19 protein-coding genes are annotated in these 18799 nt (G+C 68.4%); 6 read left to right on the top strand and 13 right to left on the bottom strand.

Features of this window, described 5'->3' with window-relative positions:
* Window positions 1–5 precede the first annotated feature (5 nt).
* Genes BHQ18_RS26865 through BHQ18_RS26855 form a run of 3 tightly spaced genes read left to right on the top strand, consistent with a single transcriptional unit; the run spans window position 6 to window position 2682 of the window.
* Window positions 6–866 carry an ABC transporter permease gene (locus BHQ18_RS26865; protein ID WP_205866201.1) on the top strand — a complete coding sequence of 287 codons (861 nt, stop codon included), beginning with the start codon at window positions 6–8 and terminating at the stop codon, window positions 864–866.
* Window positions 863–1639, top strand: a complete 777-nt coding sequence (locus tag BHQ18_RS26860; RefSeq protein ID WP_069416701.1) for an ABC transporter permease — start codon at window positions 863–865, stop codon at window positions 1637–1639. The genes BHQ18_RS26865 and BHQ18_RS26860 overlap by 4 nt, the downstream gene beginning before the upstream one ends.
* On the top strand, window positions 1636–2682 hold the full coding sequence (locus BHQ18_RS26855; RefSeq protein ID WP_069416700.1) for an ABC transporter ATP-binding protein: 1047 nt from the start codon (window positions 1636–1638) through the stop codon (window positions 2680–2682). Before BHQ18_RS26860 ends, BHQ18_RS26855 begins: the two co-directional genes overlap by 4 nt.
* 21 nt (window positions 2683–2703) lie before the next feature.
* Here the strand turns inward: BHQ18_RS26855 and BHQ18_RS26850 are convergent, their stop codons facing one another.
* The 3 genes from BHQ18_RS26850 to BHQ18_RS26840 are packed head-to-tail and all read right to left on the bottom strand — an operon-like array spanning window position 2704 to window position 4500.
* A complete protein-coding gene (locus BHQ18_RS26850) occupies window positions 2704–3282 on the bottom strand; it encodes an orotate phosphoribosyltransferase (protein WP_069416699.1) in 579 nt (192 codons plus the stop codon).
* 1 nt (window position 3283) lies between these two features.
* On the bottom strand, window positions 3284–4087 hold the full coding sequence (locus BHQ18_RS26845) for a HugZ family pyridoxamine 5'-phosphate oxidase (RefSeq protein ID WP_069416698.1): 804 nt from the start codon (window positions 4085–4087) through the stop codon (window positions 3284–3286).
* 23 nt (window positions 4088–4110) lie between these two features.
* Window positions 4111–4500, bottom strand: a complete 390-nt coding sequence (locus tag BHQ18_RS26840; RefSeq protein ID WP_069416734.1) for a hypothetical protein — start codon at window positions 4498–4500, stop codon at window positions 4111–4113.
* A 197-nt stretch (window positions 4501–4697) separates the two neighbouring features.
* On the opposite strand from BHQ18_RS26840, the gene treS reads away from it, so the two are divergent.
* Together treS and BHQ18_RS26830 are read left to right on the top strand one after the other, a co-directional pair.
* A complete protein-coding gene (gene treS, locus BHQ18_RS26835) occupies window positions 4698–6509 on the top strand; it encodes a maltose alpha-D-glucosyltransferase (RefSeq protein ID WP_069416697.1) in 1812 nt (603 codons plus the stop codon).
* On the top strand, window positions 6506–7840 hold the full coding sequence (locus BHQ18_RS26830) for a maltokinase N-terminal cap-like domain-containing protein (protein WP_069416696.1): 1335 nt from the start codon (window positions 6506–6508) through the stop codon (window positions 7838–7840). Before treS ends, BHQ18_RS26830 begins: the two co-directional genes overlap by 4 nt.
* 6 nt (window positions 7841–7846) lie before the next feature.
* Here the strand turns inward: BHQ18_RS26830 and BHQ18_RS26825 are convergent, their stop codons facing one another.
* Together BHQ18_RS26825 and BHQ18_RS26820 are read right to left on the bottom strand one after the other, a co-directional pair.
* Window positions 7847–8926, bottom strand: a complete 1080-nt coding sequence (locus BHQ18_RS26825) for a cellulase family glycosylhydrolase (protein WP_069416695.1) — start codon at window positions 8924–8926, stop codon at window positions 7847–7849.
* A 99-nt stretch (window positions 8927–9025) separates the two neighbouring features.
* The gene (locus tag BHQ18_RS26820) at window positions 9026–9586 is read right to left on the bottom strand and encodes a TetR/AcrR family transcriptional regulator (protein WP_069416733.1); all 561 of its coding nucleotides are present in this window, start codon (window positions 9584–9586) and stop codon (window positions 9026–9028) included.
* Between the two features lie 346 nt (window positions 9587–9932).
* On the opposite strand from BHQ18_RS26820, the gene BHQ18_RS26815 reads away from it, so the two are divergent.
* A complete protein-coding gene (locus tag BHQ18_RS26815) occupies window positions 9933–10307 on the top strand; it encodes a hypothetical protein (protein ID WP_069416694.1) in 375 nt (124 codons plus the stop codon).
* 71 nt (window positions 10308–10378) lie between these two features.
* Here the strand turns inward: BHQ18_RS26815 and glgX are convergent, their stop codons facing one another.
* The 8 genes from glgX to BHQ18_RS26780 all read right to left on the bottom strand — a co-directional run.
* Entirely contained in the window at window positions 10379–12526 is a 2148-nt protein-coding gene (gene glgX, locus BHQ18_RS26810; RefSeq protein ID WP_084294417.1) for a glycogen debranching protein GlgX, read from the bottom strand.
* 89 nt (window positions 12527–12615) lie between these two features.
* Complete coding sequence (locus tag BHQ18_RS26805; RefSeq protein ID WP_069416692.1) at window positions 12616–13167, bottom strand: nicotinamidase; 552 nt, start codon at window positions 13165–13167, stop codon at window positions 12616–12618.
* Window positions 13168–13176: 9 nt separating this feature from the next.
* Window positions 13177–14472 carry a hypothetical protein gene (locus tag BHQ18_RS26800; protein ID WP_069416691.1) on the bottom strand — a complete coding sequence of 432 codons (1296 nt, stop codon included), beginning with the start codon at window positions 14470–14472 and terminating at the stop codon, window positions 13177–13179.
* Window positions 14469–14894: a hypothetical protein gene (locus tag BHQ18_RS26795; RefSeq protein ID WP_069416690.1), complete on the bottom strand. Its 426-nt coding sequence runs from the start codon at window positions 14892–14894 to the stop codon at window positions 14469–14471. Before BHQ18_RS26795 ends, BHQ18_RS26800 begins: the two co-directional genes overlap by 4 nt.
* Complete coding sequence (locus BHQ18_RS30225) at window positions 14891–15052, bottom strand: hypothetical protein (protein ID WP_165614604.1); 162 nt, start codon at window positions 15050–15052, stop codon at window positions 14891–14893. Before BHQ18_RS30225 ends, BHQ18_RS26795 begins: the two co-directional genes overlap by 4 nt.
* Window positions 15049–16881 carry a hypothetical protein gene (locus BHQ18_RS26790; RefSeq protein WP_069416732.1) on the bottom strand — a complete coding sequence of 611 codons (1833 nt, stop codon included), beginning with the start codon at window positions 16879–16881 and terminating at the stop codon, window positions 15049–15051. The genes BHQ18_RS30225 and BHQ18_RS26790 overlap by 4 nt, the downstream gene beginning before the upstream one ends.
* A 180-nt stretch (window positions 16882–17061) precedes the next feature.
* The gene (locus BHQ18_RS26785) at window positions 17062–18240 is read right to left on the bottom strand and encodes a zinc-dependent alcohol dehydrogenase (protein ID WP_069416689.1); all 1179 of its coding nucleotides are present in this window, start codon (window positions 18238–18240) and stop codon (window positions 17062–17064) included.
* A 260-nt stretch (window positions 18241–18500) separates the two neighbouring features.
* Window positions 18501–18799, bottom strand: a 299-nt coding sequence (locus BHQ18_RS26780) for an HNH endonuclease signature motif containing protein (RefSeq protein WP_131815743.1), incomplete at its 5' end; no start/stop codon positions are given.

The raw sequence follows: 18799 nt of genomic DNA, 5'->3' as shown, positions 1-18799 counted from the left end.
GAGGAGTGAAGCTGAAAAAGCTGCGGGAGACCTCCGCATCCGCACTGCCGCTGCTGCCGTTCCTGGCGGTCGTGGTGATCTTCCTCGTCATCCCGACGGTCACGGTCATCGTCAACGCGTTCGTCGTCGACGGCGTCTTCTCGCTGACCCGCATCGAGGCGCTGTTCTCCGGGGCGGCGTTGTCGGCGCTGGCCAAGAGCATGGTGCTCTCGGCGAGCACCGCGCTGATCGGCGCGGTGTTCGGGGCGGTGCTGTCGTGGCTGATCGTGTCCAGCCCCTCGACGTCGATGCTGCGCCGCAGCGTGCTGTCGCTGTGCAGTGTGCTGGCCCAGTTCGGTGGTGTGGCACTGGCATTCGCGTTCCTGGCGACAATCGGACTCAACGGGGTGCTGACGCTGTGGGTCCAGCAGCTGTTCGGCTTCAACCTCGCCGGCTCGGGGTGGCTGTACGGGCTCAGCGGGCTGATCGTGGTGTACACGTACTTTCAGATCCCGCTGATGGTCATCGTGTTCATCCCGGCGCTGGAGGGTCTGCGTGAACAGTGGCGCGAGGCCGCGGTCAGCCTCGGCGCATCGCGGTGGCAGTACTTCCGCGAAGTCGTCGTGCCGTTGTTGACGCCGGCGTTCCTGGGTTCGGCACTGTTGTTGTTCGCCAACGCCTTTGCCGCGTACGCGACGGCCGCGGCGCTGGTCAGCCAGGGCAGCCCGATCGTGCCGCTGCTCATCCGGGCCGCGCTGACCAGTGAAGTGGTGCTGGGGCAGTCCGGGCTCGCCTACGCGCTGGCGCTCGAGATGATCGTCGTCGTCGCGATCGTCATGGTTGCCTACAACATGCTGGTCCGGCGCACGGCGAGGTGGCTGCGATGACCGGCAAGCTGGTTCGCGGTGTGCTCTGGGTGGGGTTCGGGTTGTTCTTCCTGTTCCCGCTCTACGCGATGGCCGACTTCTCGACGCGCAACCTGATCGCCGGCGGCCGGACGCTGCGCGCGTGGAACAACCTGGTCGCCGACGACGCGCTGTACCAGGCCATCGTGGTGTCGCTGATGCTGGCGGTGCTCACCGTGGTCGCGATGCTGGTGCTGCTGCTGCCGACGATGATCTGGGTGCGGCTGCGGGCCCCGTGGGCGCGGGGGCTGGTGGAGTTTCTGTGCCTGCTGCCGTTGACGATTCCGGCACTGGTGATCGTCGTCGGACTGCGCAACGTGTACCTGTGGGTGACGTACTTCCTCGGGGAGTCGGCGTTGACGCTGACGTTCGTCTACATCGTGCTGGTGCTGCCGTTCGCCTACCGCGCGCTGGACGCCGCCTTGTCGTCGATCGACCTGCAGACGCTGACCGAGGCGGCGCGATCGCTGGGCGCGGGGTGGGCCACCACGATCCTGCGGGTGGTGGTGCCCAACATCTGGCCGGGAATCCTGTCCGCGTCGTTCATATCGATCGCCGTGGTGCTCGGCGAGTACACGATCGCGTCGTTGAGCGGGTACGAGACGCTGCAGGTGCAGATCGTGCTGATCGGTAAATCCGACGGGACGACGTCGGTGGCGGCCTCGCTGGCGGTGCTGCTGTTGGCGTTCGTCCTGCTGCTGGTGCTGTCGCTCGCCACCCGCGGGCGCCGAAGGGTGCAAGGAGTCGCCGCATGACCGACGGACTCGCCGTCGAACTCAACGACCTGACCCGGGTGTACGGCACCGTCAAGGCGCTCGACGGGTTGACGCTGCACATCGAGCCGGGCGAACTCGTCGCGCTGCTGGGCCCGTCGGGGTGCGGGAAGACGACCGCGCTGCGGATCCTGGCGGGCCTGGACCAGGCCACCTCAGGCACGGTGTCGGTCGGCGGCCGCGACGTCAGCCGGGTGCCGGCCAACAAACGCGACCTGGGCATGGTGTTTCAGGCCTACAGCCTGTTCCCGCACCTGACCGTGCTCGACAATGTCGCATTCGGCTTGAAGATGCGCGGAAAAGACAAGGCGCAGCGCACTTCTCGGGCTGCCGAGATGCTGGAGCTGGTCGGGTTGTCGGCGCACACCCACAAGTACGCCAGCGAGCTGTCCGGCGGACAGCAGCAGCGGGTGGCGCTGGCCCGGGCGCTGGCGATCCAGCCGCGGGTGCTGCTGCTCGACGAACCGCTCTCGGCGCTGGACGCCAAGGTGCGCACCCAGTTGCGCGACGAGATCCGGCGGGTCCAACTCGAGGTCGGTACGACGACGTTGTTCGTCACCCACGACCAGGAGGAGGCGCTGGCCGTCGCGGACCGGGTAGGCGTGATGAGTCAGGGCCGGCTCGAGCAGTTGGCGGCGCCGGCCGATCTCTACGCCCACCCGGCGACTCCGTTCGTCGCCGAGTTCGTCGGGCTGAACAACAAAGTGCCCGGCGAGGTTTCGGGCGGACGGGTGGCCGTGCTGGGCTCGTCGGTGCCGACGCTGCCCGGGTCGGTCGCCTCCGGTCGAGGCCTGGCGATGGTGCGACCGGAGTCGGTGACCGTCACCGCCGACCCGGCGGGCGGCGCGACGGTCAGCTCGGTGGCGTTCCTGGGTCCGGTGTCGCGGGTGTACAGCACGCTGTCGGATGGCACCGTCGTCGGCGCGCAGTTGAGCAGTTCGGCGGCGCGGGCGTTCGCTCCCGGGGACACGGTGCGCGTCGGCGTGGAGTCCGACGGCGTGCTGGTGGTGCCGCCGGCGTCGTAGCAATTCGCGCCAAAGAAAAGACTAGACGTCGCGGACCGGGTCGATCCCCAGATCGCGGTAGCTGACCAGCGCGACGAACGGCACGTCGCGCGCCGCGAACCGCTTGGCCGCGATGTCGCCGCGGTCGACCATCGGGATCACGCCGGCCACGACGGCGCCCACCGCGGTCACCCGGTCGAACGCGATCTCCGTCGACCCGCCGGTGCTGATCACGTCGTCGACCAGCAGCACCCGCGTCCCGGGCGTCAACCGCGTGCCCTCGATCCACTGCTGGCGGCCGCGCTGTTTCTGCTCCTTGCGCACCGAGAACCACGCCTTGCCGGTGACCATCGCCACGCCGTGCGCCAACGGGTCGGCGCCCATCGTCAGCCCGCCGACGGCGTCGTAGGAGATGCCGTGCAGCTCGGCCAGCTCGGCGACCGCGCGGCTGACCACGGTCAACCGCTCACCGGTGTCGATCGCGTACTTGCCGTCGATGTAGTCGTGGCTGAGCTGACCGCTGGCCAGCTTGAACGGCTCCTCGCGACGCTCATGACCGCGGGTGGCGATCAGGTCGAACGCGGCCTGCCAACTCTGCGGGCGCTCGGGCACGGCCGCCATGCTATCGCCCCTCCCGCGCGCGACGCGTCAACTCGACTGCGGCTGAACGTAATTCGCCGACCGAATCGATCGGCGAGGCGTAGCCGATCCGCGTGTAGGCCATCCCGCGCGGCGTCTCCACCCGCAGGTCCAGCCCGTAGCGGTCGGCGCCGGTGCAGGTCGCCGCGGTGGTGTCCGGGTAGCCGCCCAGCACCTGGGCCATCGCCACCAGCGTGTCGGCGTGATCGGCGTTGAGGTGCTCGACCGCCCCGGCCGCCCGCGGCGCCACCGGATCGGGCTGCGCGGCGGTGTAGGCCTCGCCGGTCGTCGAGTCCATCCGCCCGTACCCGCCGACCCAGCGGACCCGGTCCACCCGCAGCAGCCACACCGTGAAGTCGCTGTAGTCGATGTAGTAGCGGGCGGCGGCGACCGCGGACAGGTGCGCCTCCCGCGCGGCCGCCAAATCGTCGCCGGCCGGCCGCGACGCCACCCCGGCCAGCGTGATCCGCGCACTGGCCAACGGGTCGGACCCCGACTGCGGCGCGACGATCGCGATGCTGGCCCGCTGATCCGCCAGCAGGTTGCGGCCGTGCTCGGCGAGGTTGGACACGCACAGCACCGGCGCGCCGTCGAGCAGACCGTACGTCACGAACGACGCCCACGGGTTGCCGTCGGCGGTCAACGTCGCCAGGGTTCCGACGTTGGTCGACGCGGCGATGGTCCTGGCCTCTTCGGCCGCCGACGGGCGGACGGGGTTGACGATCTCCGTCAGCGGGGGCGGCACGCTCGGAGCGTCGCCCGGGTCACCGTGATCACGTGTTGCCACGCCAGGACACTACCGAATCCCGGTCAGCCGCCGAGCGCGGCGATCAGGTCCTTGATGCGTGAGGTCTCTTCCTCGTTGGCCGGCCCCTCGGCCTCCACCGACTCGATCAGGTCTTTGCGCAACCCGACACCGTTGGCGGCTTCCTTGGTCGACAGCTTCGCCCGGCCGCGCGCCACGTAGAGCCGCTGCCCCAACGTGGCGTTGGGTCCGGTCGCGGCGTTCTCCATCAACTCGTCGTAGCGTCTGCGCACCCCGCTGAGCGCCACGATGACCGACGGCTGGGTGCGGCTGCGGCCCGCCGCCTCGGTCAGCGAACCCTGCAGCTTGCGCATACCCTCGAGGATCACGCCCACCCGGTCGGGGAAGTCCGGGTCGCTGTGGTCGGGCAGGGCATCGATCGCGGCGCCGTACATGTGCATCGCCGCGTCGGCCATGCCGACAATGACCTGAGCTTCACCATCGTTGGGCGTCGAATCAGCCACAGCCACTCGATTCGTAGGGGGTGAGCGAGACGACGGAAACCGTAACCCGTCAAGATCACTGTTTCAACCGCTCCGATGCGGTCGGCGGGCGATTCAATTTCCGGCGGCGTGGGTAGCTTTGGAATCGTATGGACCACATCAGCGGTGTCAAAGCTTCCGACGCGTCGGCCGACCACGACCCGGCCGAGGGCAGTCATGTCGAAGACGGGGTCGTCGAACATCCCACCGCCGAGGACTTCGGCCACGCCCGGGTGCTACCGGAGGACCGCACGTGGTTCAAACGCGCCACCTTCTACGAGGTGCTGGTGCGTGCGTTCTACGACTCGAACTCCGACGGCATCGGTGATCTGCGCGGGCTGACCGAAAAGCTCGACTACATCAAATGGCTTGGCGTGGACTGCCTTTGGTTGCCACCGTTCTATGATTCACCGCTGCGCGACGGCGGCTACGACATCCGTGACTTCTACCGCGTGCTCCCGGAGTTCGGCACCGTCGACGACTTCGTCGAACTGCTCGACGCCGCGCACCGCCGCGGTATCCGGGTGATCACCGACCTGGTCATGAACCACACCTCCGACCAGCACGCGTGGTTCCAGGAGTCCCGGCGCGATCCCGACGGCCCGTACGGCGACTTCTACGTGTGGAGCGACACCAGCGACAAGTACTCCGACGCGCGCATCATCTTCGTCGACACCGAGGAGTCGAACTGGACGTTCGACCCGGTGCGCCGCCAGTTCTACTGGCACCGGTTCTTCAGCCACCAGCCCGACCTGAACTACGACAACCCGGCCGTGCAGGAGGCGATGCTCGACGTCCTGCGGTTCTGGCTCGACATCGGCATCGACGGGTTCCGCCTCGACGCGGTGCCCTACCTGTTCGAGCGCGAAGGCACCAACTGCGAGAACCTGCCCGAGACGCACGCGTTTCTCAAGCACTGCCGCAAGGTGATCGACGACGAGTACCCGGGCCGGGTGCTGCTGGCCGAGGCCAACCAGTGGCCCGCCGACGTGGTGGAGTATTTCGGCGACCCGGACACCGGCGGCGACGAATGCCACATGGCGTTCCACTTCCCGCTGATGCCGCGCATCTTCATGGCCGTCCGCCGCGAGTCGCGGTTCCCGATCTCGGAGATCCTCGCCCAGACACCGGACATCCCGGAGATGGCGCAGTGGGGCATCTTCCTGCGCAACCACGACGAGTTGACGCTGGAGATGGTCACCGACGAAGAGCGTGACTACATGTACGCCGAGTACGCCAAGGACCCGCGGATGAAGGCCAACGTCGGCATCCGTCGTCGCCTGGCGCCGCTGCTGGACAACGACCGCAACCAGATGGAGTTGTTCACCGCGCTGTTGTTGTCGTTGCCCGGGTCTCCGGTGCTGTACTACGGCGACGAGATCGGGATGGGCGACATCATCTGGCTCGGCGACCGCGACGCGGTGCGCACCCCGATGCAGTGGACACCGGACCGCAACGCGGGCTTCTCCACCGCCACCCCGGGCCGGCTGTACCTGCCGCCGAACCAGGACGCCATCTACGGCTACCAGTCGGTCAATGTCGAGGCCCAGCGCGACATCTCGAACTCGCTGCTGAACTGGACCCGCACCATGCTCGCGGTCCGCAGCCGCCACGACGCGTTCGCGATCGGCACCTTCCACGAGCTCGGCGGCTCGAACCCGTCGGTGCTGGCCTACGTCCGGGAGCTCGAGAAGCCGGACGGGGCCAAGGACATCGTGCTGTGCGTCAACAACCTGTCGCGGTTCCCGCAGCCCATCGAGCTCAACCTGCAGGCCTACAACGGTTACACCCCGATGGAGATGACGGGGTACGTTGAGTTCCCGCCGATCGGCCAGCTGCCGTACCTGCTGACGCTGCCGGGGCACGGCTTCTACTGGTTCTCACTGAAGGCTCCCGAACCCGAGCACGGAGATCACCCATGACCCTGCAGTTCGACGAGTGGCTACCGCAGCAGCGGTGGTACGCCGGCCGCAGCAGGGAACTGGCCGCCGCGAACGCGGTGGCGAGCACGTCCCTGCGCGACGACCTGGACCTGACGCTGCTCGACGTGTCCTACACCGACGGCTCCGCCGAGCGCTACCAGGTGCTGATCCGCTGGGACTCCGGACCGATCGACGAGTACGCCGAAGTGGCGACCATCGGTGCGGACGCCGACCGCACCGCCTACGACGCGCTCTACGATCCCGCGGCCGCGCAGTTCCTGCTGTCGCTGATCGACTCCTCGGCGACCGTCGGGCACGTGCGGTTCGTCAAGGAACCCGACGCCGCACTGCCGCTGGACGCCGCGCCGCGGTTGTCGTCGGCCGAGCAGAGCAACACCAGCGTGGTGTTCGAGGACGAGGCGATCCTCAAGGTGTTCCGGCGGATCACGCCCGGCATCAACCCCGACATCGAGCTGAACCGGGTGCTGGCCCGCGCCGGCAACCCGCACGTCGCGCGGCTGCTCGGATCGTTCGAGACGACGTGGGAGGCCGACGGCCGGGGTGAGCCGTGCGCGCTGGGGATGGTCACCGAGTTCGCCGCCAACTCCGCCGAGGGCTGGGACATGGCGACGGCCAGCACCCGCGACCTGTTCGCCGAGGGCGACCTGTACGCCGACGAGGTGGGTGGCGACTTCGCCGGCGAGTCCTACCGTCTCGGCGAGGCCGTCGCCGCGGTGCACGCCACGTTGGCCGACGAACTCGGCACCGAGACCGTCGTGTTCCCCACCGACACCGCGCTCGAGCGGTTGGCGTCGGCGCTCAAAGCGGTGCCCGGACTCGAGGAGTACGCGCCGCTGATCGAGGAGCGCTACCGCAAGCTGGCCGAGGAGACGATCACCGTCCAGCGCATCCACGGCGACCTGCATCTGGGTCAGGTGCTGCGCACCCCGGAGGGCTGGCTGCTGATCGACTTCGAAGGCGAGCCGGGACAGCCGCTCGAGGAGCGCCGCCGGCCGGACTCCCCGCTGCGCGACGTCGCCGGGCTGCTGCGGTCCTACGAGTACGCCGCCTACCAGCGGTTGATGGAGCAGGGCGGCGACGGCGACCGCGACCGCCAGCTCGCCGCGCGGGCCCGCGAGTGGGTGGACCGTAACGCCGCGTCGTTCTGCGACGGCTACGCCGAGGTGGCCGGGCTCGACCCGCGCCACGCCAGCCACCTGCTGGCGGCCTACGAGCTGGACAAAGCCGTCTACGAAGCGGCCTACGAGGCCCGGTTCCGCCCGAGTTGGCTGCCGATTCCGCTGAAATCGATCGCGCGGATCGTCGGCTAGAACCCGTTACGCCAGGCTGCGGATGACGTCCGCGGCCGGCTTGGCCGTCCAGTCCGTGCGGTACACGCCGAAGTTGTCCTGCGCGTTGGGGCTGCCGGTGGCGCGGTCGCGGGTGGTGTAGATGAACGCCGGGCCGGCGCCGGGCAGCGAGCGCCAGGTGACGATGAAGTCGCGGATGCGCTCGGCCTGGGTGGCCTCGTCGACGTCGGTGGTCGACTCGCCGAACTCGGTGGCCCAGATCTGCTTACCGCCGTCGCCGTTGCGGTTCATCTGCGCGCGCAGCTGGTCGTACAGCCCGAGCGGCCCGTTGGAACGGCCGCCGGAGAAGCGCGCCTTGGCGTCGGGGGTGAACAGGTAGGGGTGGAACGCCAGCGCGTCGAACGAGCCCGCGGCGCCGGCCGCGTACATCCGCTCGAGGTAGGTCACCGGGTTCATGGTCAGCGAGAAGAAGTTGATCGTCGGGGCGAGCCCGCCCGCGATGACCGTCGCGCCCGGATCGGCACCCTTGATCGCGGGATAGGCGGCCTTGAGCATCGCGGCGAACCGGTCGGGCTGCGGGCCCTCCGGGATGGCCCAGAACTGCACCGCGTTCTGCTCGTTCCAGATCTCGTAGGCGGCGACCCGACCGGCGAAGTGGGCGGCGAACGCCCCCGCGAACGCGGCGTAGGACTCGGGGGTGGCCGGCGGCGCGGTGACGGCCGGTCCGCCGCCGGTGGCCCAGCCGGGTGTCGAGTTCAGCAGCGCGACGACCCCGATGCCGCGCGCGTTGGCGGCGTTGACGATCAGGTCGGCCTGACCCCAGTCCCAGGTGTCGGGGGTGGGTTGGATCCCGGCCCACGGCAGCATGATGCGCGCGCTGCGCACACCGGTGCTGACCATCAGGTCCAGCTGGCGGTTCACGTCGCCGGGCGACAGGAACCACAGCCAGGAGTCGGCGAAGCCCAGGTTGCTCACGGCCGCGGTCTCCTGGACCGGCAGGCTGCGCGTGCGCGGCGCGGTGCCGTCGTTGCTCAGCATCTGGGTCAGCGTGACCGCCAGGAGTGCGACAACCGCCAACGCACCGAACGCCTTGAAAAGCTTGCGCACAATTCCCCCATCTCGGAACCGGATCACGTGGTGTATCGGAATTGCCCGGCGGAAAGTTAACAAACCCCGCCGTCCGTCACCCTAGCCGGTCGGGTGGGCTCAGCGGCGCAACACCAGATCCAGCACCCGTTCACTGAGCGGGGTGGCCTCCTGCACGGTCGAACTGGCCTCGTGCAGCAATCCGACGCCGGTGGCGAACAGCACCGCCGAGCGCAGGTCGGCCTCGTCCTGTTCGAACCCGTAGTCGACCAGCGCCTGGCGCACCGCGCCGAGCACGCTCCCGTCGCTGCGCTGAACGCTGGCCAGTGCCGACTCGTCGGTCAGCGCCCACACCCGCATCGCCCGCTCCAGCGCCCAGTGGTCGGGGCACACCAGGGTCTGCATCATCACGGCCAGCCGTTTGCGCGGGTCCGCGTCGCGCATGTTCTCGAACCGGCGGCGACGTTCGTCGTGCAGATTGCCCCAGGCCCGGGCCAGTGCGACGCGGTAGGCCCGCATGTCGGCGAAGTGCCAGTAGAAGCTGCCCTTGGTGACGTCGAGGCGCTCGCACAGCCGGCCGATGCGCAGCGCGTTCGGGCCGCCTTCGGACAGCACATCGAAGCCGGCCTGAATCCAGTCATCGGCCGTCACGCGGCGACCGGTGCTGGGTGGGGCCGTCATGAGGGGCAGCATACGGCGGTTCGAGGGCTTTTACTGACACTCGCGAAAATTACTTCCGGCGGTGAAGGATCCGCGCGAAGTCTGGCAACCATGGCCGCCGGGGTGAGGTCCGCCGCTCATCGGCCTCACCAGGGCCCGCCTGGCCGCTGACATGTCGAATGTCTCCGCGGCGGCCACGGTCGCTGTGCCCGTGACCGTAGCACACGGGGACACTCAAGATCAGCCGTTTCGGCATGCAAGGGTGTTGTCGCACAGGCTGTTTGGACGGCGCCGTGGTGACCGCGGTCTCGATCCCGGCCCGCGGCGTTTAGCAGGTCGGCAGCTGGGCACCCGAACTGTTGTGAGCATGAACCCGGACCCAGGCTATTCACCCAACGACGGCGGCGGCGTCGGCGACACGCTCCGGCCGATGGAGGCCACCGACCCCGACGACCTGCGCAACGACGACGGCGACGCGACCGTCGACCCGCCCGACCGGTGGCGTGAGGCCGACAAGATCAACGCCGACGGCGAGGTCGACGAATCCCTGGACGAGAAACTCGCCGCCGAGCAGCCCGAACAACCCGAGCTGGCCGAACCGCTCGCCGAGCCCAGCGGCGACACCGAGGTCCGCCCGGACGACGAGGTCGACCGCGTCGACCCCGATGTGCACGGCCGCACCGAGGGCCAGATCGACGGAACCCCCGAGGACGGCGACTCCTTCTACCCCGTCGTGGAGTAGGTCTCTTGCGCCGAAACTGAGCTTGTGCCCGAAATCCGCGCGATTCCTCGAGCACAAGCTCAGTTTCGCGCCTACTCCGTCGGCTCGGCCTGCAGCACCACGACCGCGCGGGCCGCGACGGTCACCTTCTCGCCGGCGGCGACCACCGTGGCCTCGTCGTCACCATCGGCCGCGGTGTCGATGACCGCGCGCCAGGACTCGCCGAACTTCTTCTCCGGCATCGCGAAGTCGATCGGCTCGTAGTGGGCGTTGAAGCACAGCACGAACGAGTCGTCGACGACGCGCTGACCGCGCACGTCGAGGTCGGGGATGCCGTTGCCGTTGAGGTACACCGCGATGGACTTGGCGAAGCCGCTCTCCCAGTCCTCGTCGCCCATCTCCGAGCCGTTGGGCGCGAACCACGCGATGTCGGGCAGCCCGTCGCCGCCACGCTGACGGACCGGGCGGCCGGAGAAGAACCGGCGCCGACGGAACACCGGATGCGCCGCGCGCAACTCGGACACCGTCCGGGTGAACTCCATCAGCTCGGTGTCGGCGCTGCCCCAGTCGATCCACGACAGCTCGTTGTCCTGGCAGTAGACGTTGTTGTTGCCCTGCTGGGTGCGGCCGAGCTCGTCGCCGTGCGCGATCATCGGCACACCCTGTGACAGCAGCAGTGTCGCCAGGAAGTTGCGTTGCTGGCGGGCCCGCAGCGCGTTGATCTCCGGATCGTCGGTGGGCCCTTCGACCCCGCAGTTCCAGGACCGGTTGTGGCTCTCGCCGTCGTTGTTGTCCTCGCCGTTGGCCTCGTTGTGTTTCTCGTTGTAGGACACCAGGTCCCGCAGTGTGAAGCCGTCGTGGGCGATGACGAAGTTGATGGAGGCGACGGGTCGGCGGCCGGTCCGCTCGTAGAGGTCGGCCGATCCGGTGAGCCGGTAGGCGAACTCGTCGAGCGTCGCCGGCTCACCGCGCCAGTAGTCGCGGACGGTGTCGCGGTACTTGCCGTTCCACTCGGTCCACTGCGGCGGGAAGTTGCCGACCTGATAGCCGCCGGGCCCGACGTCCCACGGTTCGGCGATCAGCTTGACCTGGCTGACCGTCGGATCCTGTTGTACGAGTTCGAAAAACGTCGCCAGCCGGTCCACGTCATAGAACTCGCGGGCCAGGGTCGAGGCGAGGTCGAAGCGGAACCCGTCGACGTGCATCTCGGTCACCCAGTACCGCAGCGAATCCATGATCAGCTGCAGCGAGTGCGGGTGACCGACGTTGAGGCTGTTACCGGTTCCGGTGTAGTCCATGTAGTACCGCTTGTCGTCCTCGACGAGCCGGTAGTACGCGCCGTTGTCGATGCCGCGCATGGACAGCGTCGGACCCAGGTGGTTGCCCTCGGCGGTGTGGTTGTAGACGACGTCGAGGATCACTTCGATGCCGGCTTCGTGCAGGGCCCGCACCATCGCCTTGAACTCCTGCACCTGCCCACCCGGGTTCGGGCTCGAGCTGTACTTGGAGTCGGGCGCCAGGAAGCCGATCGTGTTGTAGCCCCAGTAGTTCGACAGGCCTTTGTCGATCAGCGTGGAGTCGTTGGCGAAGTGGTGCACCGGCAGCAACTCGATCGCCGTCACGCCCAGCGATTTGAGGTGCTCGATGATCACCGGGTGGGCGACCGCGGAGTAGGTGCCGCGGATGTTCTCCGGGATGTCGGGGTGCGTCTGCGTCAGGCCCTTGACGTGGGCCTCGTAGATGACGGAGTCGGCGTACTCGTATTCCGGCGGCCGGTCGTTGCCCCAGTCGAAGTAGGGGTTGATCACCACCGACTTGGGCATGCTCGACGCCGAGTCGTCGTCGTTGCGGCTGTCCGGGTCACCGAAGTTGTAGCTGAACAGCGACTGGTTCCAGTCGAAGTTGCCGTCGATGGCCTTGGAGTACGGGTCGAGCAGCAGCTTGTTCGGGTTGCAGCGCTGACCGGTCGGCGGGTCGTAGACGCCGTGCACGCGGTAGCCGTACCGTTGCCCCGGCTCGATGTTCGGGATGAATCCATGCCAGACGAACGCGTCGTTCTCCGGCAGCGTGATGCGGGTCTCGGTTCCGTCGGCGTCGAACAGGCACAGCTCCACCTTCTCGGCGGCCTCGCTGAACACCGCGAAATTCGTGCCCGTCCCGTCGTAGGTCGCTCCGAGCGGGTAGGCCTTACCCGGCCAGACCTCCAACGGTGCGGGTTGCGGGGCGGGGGCTTGGGTCAAAGGTCACACTCCAGACGGTGGCGGATCAGAACGATAGGGGTGTGCCCGATGCGGCACGTTCGCAATCAGCGCGGCACGAGAATCACACTTCAGACGATCGCGACGCCGGCCGCGCGCAGGGTCTCGACGGCCCGGTCGGTGGACTCGGGCGCGACGCCGGCGGTCAGATCGAGCAGCACGCGCGTCACGAACCCGTTGGCCACCGCGTCGGCGGCGGTCGCCTTCACGCAGTAGTCGGTGGCGATGCCCACGACGTCGACCTCGTCGACCCCGCGCCCGCGCAACCAGTCGGCCAGCGGTGTGCCGTCGTCGTCGGAGCCCTCGAACCCGCTGTACGCGGCCGAGTACTCACCCTTGGTGAACACCGCTTCCACGACGTCGGGGCGGAACTGCGGATGGAAGTCGGCGCCGGGCGTGCCGACCTCGCAGTGCCGAGGCCACGACGTCGCGAAGTCCGGTTCGTCGGAGAAGTGGTCACCGGGGTCGATGTGAAAGTCCTTGGTGGCGACCACATGTGCGTAGCCGTGGTCACCGGCGAGGAGTTCGCTGATGCCTTGCGCGACGGCGGCGCCGCCGGTCACGGCCAGCGATCCGCCCTCGCAGAAGTCGTTCTGCACGTCGACGATGATGAGCGCCTTCATGCCTCGACGCTACCCGCCGAACAGCAGGTACAGCCCGGTGAACGTGTAGCCGACCATCACCAGCATCATCGCCAGCTGCCCGGTGAGCTGGTGGCCGGGGGGCAGTATCCGCAGCGCACGGTCGTGTGCGGCGATGACGCCACCGACGTGTCCGGCGACGACGAACCCGACCTTCAGCGTGGCCAGCAGCGCGGGATGCTGCGACAGGAAGTAGCTGACCTCGGCGTTGAGGCCGAACAGCTGGATGATCGTCAGCTGTCCGCGCTCGACCAGGTAGGTCAGGTAATGCGCGAACACGTAGCCGATGACGATCGGGATCAGCGAGTGCGCCATCAGCCCGGGAAGCTCGCGGCGACGCGCGCGGTCCACGCCGCCGGTGGCGATCGACGCCAACCAGAACGTCGCGGCGACGATTCCGGCGAACCCGGCCAGGCCCGCGGTCTTGATCAGGGTGGCGGTGACGGTCGAGGATGCGGTGTCGTCGACGAAGTTGCGCCACACCGGCATTGCCGAGAAGCTGTCGAACGCCGTCGACCCCAGCAGCACGGCCATCACCGCGACGACGCCGTTTCGCACCGGCAGCGACGGCAGATGGTCGAACGGGTTACCGATGCCGATCCGGCCGTCGGGATCGCGGCGGAACGGCGACAGCCGCGAGGCCACCACGCTGTACATCTCGAACGGGTCGGCGCGGGTGCACCAGCGCGGGCCGCAGCACAGCGCGCCGACCAGGGTGACGGCGAGGTAGACCAGCAGCCAGATCCGGATCGCGCCAAGCGATCCCGGGTCGGGGCTGGCCAACTCCAGCCAGACGAACGCGAACAGACCGAAGGCCGCGGGCCAGTAACCCAGCGCCGCGGGATAGGTGAGGCCCAGCGTGCGCCCGCGCAGCAAGCGCAGGATCGTGCGCACCGGTGAGATCGCGCGCCACACCGGCCCGATGATCAGCGACACCGCGACCAGGCCGACCCACAGCAGCACGTAGAACACGCCGGGCAGGGGATTGGTGGCGTCCTGCGGGCCGGTGACCGAGACGACGCCGATCCAGATGGCCAGCGCCAGCGCGGCCAGCGCGACGATCCAGCGGGTCGCCGGCGCGTCGATCACCGTCGTCACCCAATGTGGCAGGGCGCGTGCGGGTTTAGCCGGGTCGAAGCGCGGCTTCTTCCATGCCAGCGCGACGACGGCGAACGTGGCGGTCAGCGCCCACGCCGCGCCGATCAGCGCGTAGGTGAAGGGGATCGGCAGATCGGTGGAGCCGCCGAGGCCGTGCGCCAGTACGGATACCGACGACGCGGACGTCACGGTTGGACTTGGACGGTGGCGACGACGCGGTTCAGGTCATGCAGTTCGATCTCGACGTTGCCGGGCACATCGACGGTGAACTGGAACTGCTGCCCGTCGTTGGGTTCCACCTGGAAGGTGTGCTCGGGCACCGAGTGCACGTGCAGCTCGTCGGCGGCATCGCTGTTGACCCGCAACACGATCGGCTCATTGACCTTGCCCTGCAGTTGCGCGTTCGTCGGCGTGACGTTGCCGCCCTCGATGCTGATGTCGATGGTCAGGCGGTCCGGCGGGCGCTGCACATCGGACATGTCCGACGGGTTGACCGTCGTCGGCTGGCTGCTCGGTGCGCTACTCGACTCGTCCGGTGAGCCGCCGCATCCTGCGGTGAGCAGCGCGGCGGTGGCGGCGACGACGGTGGCGTACTGGCGGATCGAGGTCACGGTGTCCTTTCGTCGGTCGGGCCTTCCGGGCCCCTGCGGCGGTTCTTCACAGCGATGTACACCACCACCCCCGCGACGACGATCGCGGGGGCGAAGGCCGGCACGGCGAGCCAAATGGGGTGGTCGGCCAGGATGACGACGTCGTGTTCGCGCGTCATGCCTGAGCGCTCGGTTGGAGTTCGGCCTCGCTTCCGCTGGGCTCGCTGCTGTCGATACGCCCGGCGCCCCAGGTGATCCCGGCGACCATCGCCAGCGTGCAGGCGAGCACGATCAGGCAGCCGATCAGCCACAGCGACTGCGGGATGTCGGGGCTGCGCTCACGCTGCAGGATGGTGATCTCGGAGACGAACGGGCGGGTCATGTTCTCCTCGGCGGGCACTTCCTCGGCGCCGATGCCCGGGTCACCGGCCAGGTAGATCGGCACCGCGGCCAATGTGCGCCCGTCGTGCACGCGCAGCAACGTCTTCCAGGTGCCCGACACCGGCATCGGTTCGGTGGAGCGGTACTGGCCGGGGCCGACCTGCTCGAGGCGGTCGATGAACAGTCCGCTGTCGTTGGGCAAGCCGCCCTGCCAGCCGAGCACCGACACCCAGTTGGGGTCGTCGCTGACCTGGTTGGCCGGGGTGATCTGCACGTCCGCGGTGACCATCCGCTGCCCGTCGTCGCTGGGCACCTCGGTGAGAGTCATTGCGACCGAGGCATTCTCGGGGACGTCGTAGCGCAGCCCGTTGGCGGTAACGCCGCCGATGGCCAGCACGGTCAGCACAACCAGGCCGACGCCGATGGCGCGTCGCGGCAGCCGCCGGGCGGACAGCACCATGCCGATCATCGCGCCGCACGCGCCGGTCAGGATCGCCACCGGCACGGCCATCAACAGGGCCTCGGGCCAGATGCTGCTGGGCCACGGGTAGGGGTAGACCGCACCGATCCACAGCGATTCGAGCCACAGCCCGATGGTGCCGACGCCGAGACCGGCGACGGCGCCGTAGAGGACGGGCCGTTTGATCAGTGGTGTGAGCGCGATCAGTTCGACGACGACGGCGGCGCCGAGGTACAGCGGGAACCAGTTGGCCGGCGCGTCGAGCACGGGCGCGACCGCGAACGCGACGATGCCGCGCAGTCCGATGGCGATGATCGCGGCCAGCAGCGCGGCGCCGCGGCCGAGGAACACGCGGGCGGCGACCAGAGCCAGCGCCGCCGCGGCGGCAATCAGCATCGGCTGGAACACCTGGCGGAACTGCGGCACGCCGAAGTCGAATTCGATCTGGTAGACCGACATGCCGATCAGCACGCCGGCGAAGGCGAGGTACTGGATGAACTTGAGGCCGATGCCGTCGCGGGGGGCGTCGGGCCCGGCGGCGCGTTTACCTTCGATCTCGAGGTAGGCCGCGGCCAGGGTCGAGAAGCCGGCGCCGCCGATCATCATCAGGTGGGTGGGACCCCACAGGGTGACGTCCTGGCCGAAGATGCGGTGCCACATGTCGTCGAGCGGGAAGCCCATCAGCGCGTAGAGGCCGCAGCCGGCCATCACGATGCCGCCGACCGGCGCCGACCAGTTGTCGGTGATGCGGACGGCGGCGGGTCCGGGCTTACCGAAGGGCAGGACCATCGCCGTGCAACCGGCGACGAAGATGCCGAACAGGCCGATGAGGATGAAGTAGTGGGCGGGGTTGGCCAGCGCGCCGTCGTCGCGGCCGTTGCCGATGTGCAGGCTGACGTCCCAGATGAAGCCGAACAGCGCGCAGATGATCGAGGTGATGAACATCGCGATCGGTAGGGCGACCCACGATGGTCGTTTGAAGCGCTTGGCGAATTTGTCGCCCAGGGTGGTCAGCCACGTGATCTTGTGGCTGCGGTGCATCCAGCCGATCCACAGCAGGACCGCCGTGACGATGACGGCGGCCACCGAAAGGCCGATCACCTCGTGGATGGCGGTGCCGCCGCCCTCACTCTGTGCCAGGTATGAAATTTCCGGCGTACCCGTCATCTGCCCCACCTCAATGTCGGAGGAAACTTCTTACTCGTCGGTAATGTTGCCAGAAGGCCCCCAGCCGAAACCAGGGGTACCGGGTATTGGGTTGCGGGCTCGGCGCGCGCCAAACGCATGCGCCTCCGAAGCTGCATGGACGACGCATACCCCCGCCTGTGGGCGGTCAATCTGAAAAGGTCAGGGCTTGAGGACGACCTTGACCATCCCGTCTTGCTTCTTCTGGAAGGTCTCGTAGGCGCCCGGTGCGGCGTCGAGCGGCAGGCGGTGGGTGGCGAACTGCTCGACGCCGAGCGGGTCGTCGGCGGTCAGCAGCGGCATGATGTCGGGCACCCATTTCTTGACGTTGGCCTGGCCCATGCGCAGCTGAATCTGCTTGTCGAACAGCGTCATCATGTTGATCGGGTCGGCGGCGCCGCCGTAGACGCCGGACAGGGAAATGGTGCCGCCGCGACGGACGAGGGAGATCGCGGAGTTCAGGGCGGCCAGTCGGTCGACGCCGGCGTTCTTCATCACCACGCGGCCGACGGGTGAGGGCAGAAACTGGCTCATGGTCTGCATGGTCTCGGCGACAGGTGAGCCGTGGGCTTCCATGCCGACGGCGTCGATGACGGAGTCGGCGCCGCGGCCCTGGGTGTGGCTCTTGACGATCTCGTCGGCGTCGTCGCTGCGCAGATCGATGACCTCGTCGCAGGAGGAGCGGGCCCGGTTGAGGCGTTCGTCGACCAGGTCGATGCCGATGACCTTGCAGCCCTTCCGGTGCGCGGCGATGCGGCAGGCCATGGCGCCGATCGGGCCGAGGCCAAGGACGACGAGGGTGCCGCCGTCGGGGACCGCGGCGTACTCGACGGCCTGCCATGCGGTGGGCAGGACGTCGGAGAGGTAGACGTAGCGGTCGTCGGGGCCGTCTTCGGGCACCTTGATGTGGGTGTACTGCGCCTGGGGGACGCGGAGGTACTCGGCCTGGCCGCCGGCGACCTCGCCGTAGAGCTTCGAGTAGCCGAACAGCGCCGCCCCGGTGCCCTGGTCACGGTTCTGGGTGGTCTCGCATTGGCTCTGCAGGCCCTGGCCGCACATGAAGCAGCTGCCGCAGGAGATGTTGAACGGGATGACGACGCGGTCGCCGGGCTTGATGGCGTCGACCTCGCGGCCGACCTCTTCGACGACGCCCATGGCCTCGTGGCCGAGGATGTCGCCGGGGTTCATGAACGCACCGAGGACTTCGTAAAGGTGCAAGTCCGAACCGCAGATGTTGGTGCTCGTGACGCGGATGATCGCGTCGTTGGGTTCCTTGATCGCTGGGTCGGGCACGTTGTCGACGGAGACCTTCCGGCGGCCTTGCCACGTCACTGCACGCATGGGCACCTCCTGTTGTGTGTTACCGGAGGCGTGCCCGCTGAGGCTGGAGTCAAACGCGGCGTCGCCCGTTCGGGGGCATGGAGTGTCAGCCTGGTGGCGACAATGTCGCTCACCTACGACTGCATGTCGTGCGGCGATGAGCATCGTGAACGGTCATGACCGCAGCACGGTTTCCTCGTGACAATCGCCGCTGGGGGACCGGCGTGCAGGGCTGGGTGGCACCGAATACGTCGGTGTTGCAGGGTGTTCGGGTTTCGAATCTAGTTCGGTGAGGGTGGTTCGTAGGGCTGGTACCACCACCATTGGGCGGGTTCGCCCAGGGGGCCGCGCCAGGGCGGGACCGCCGGGGGTGCTTCGGTGGGTGGTCGGGCCAGTGACTTGTTGGTCAGTTTGCGTCCGCCCTTGTCGGTGATGACAAGCTTGTCAGCCGGGCCGCGGATGGTGATCTCGCCGCGGTGATGCATGCGGTGGTGATGCGGGCACACCAGCACCAGATTCCACAACTCGGTGGGTCCGCCGTCTTCCCAGTGCACGATGTGATGGGCGTGCAGCCCGCGGG

This window comes from Mycolicibacterium flavescens (assembly GCF_001722335.1).
In the GTDB taxonomy this organism is placed as follows: domain Bacteria; phylum Actinomycetota; class Actinomycetes; order Mycobacteriales; family Mycobacteriaceae; genus Mycobacterium; species Mycobacterium flavescens.
This window is presented reverse-complemented; position numbering and strand designations above follow the sequence as displayed.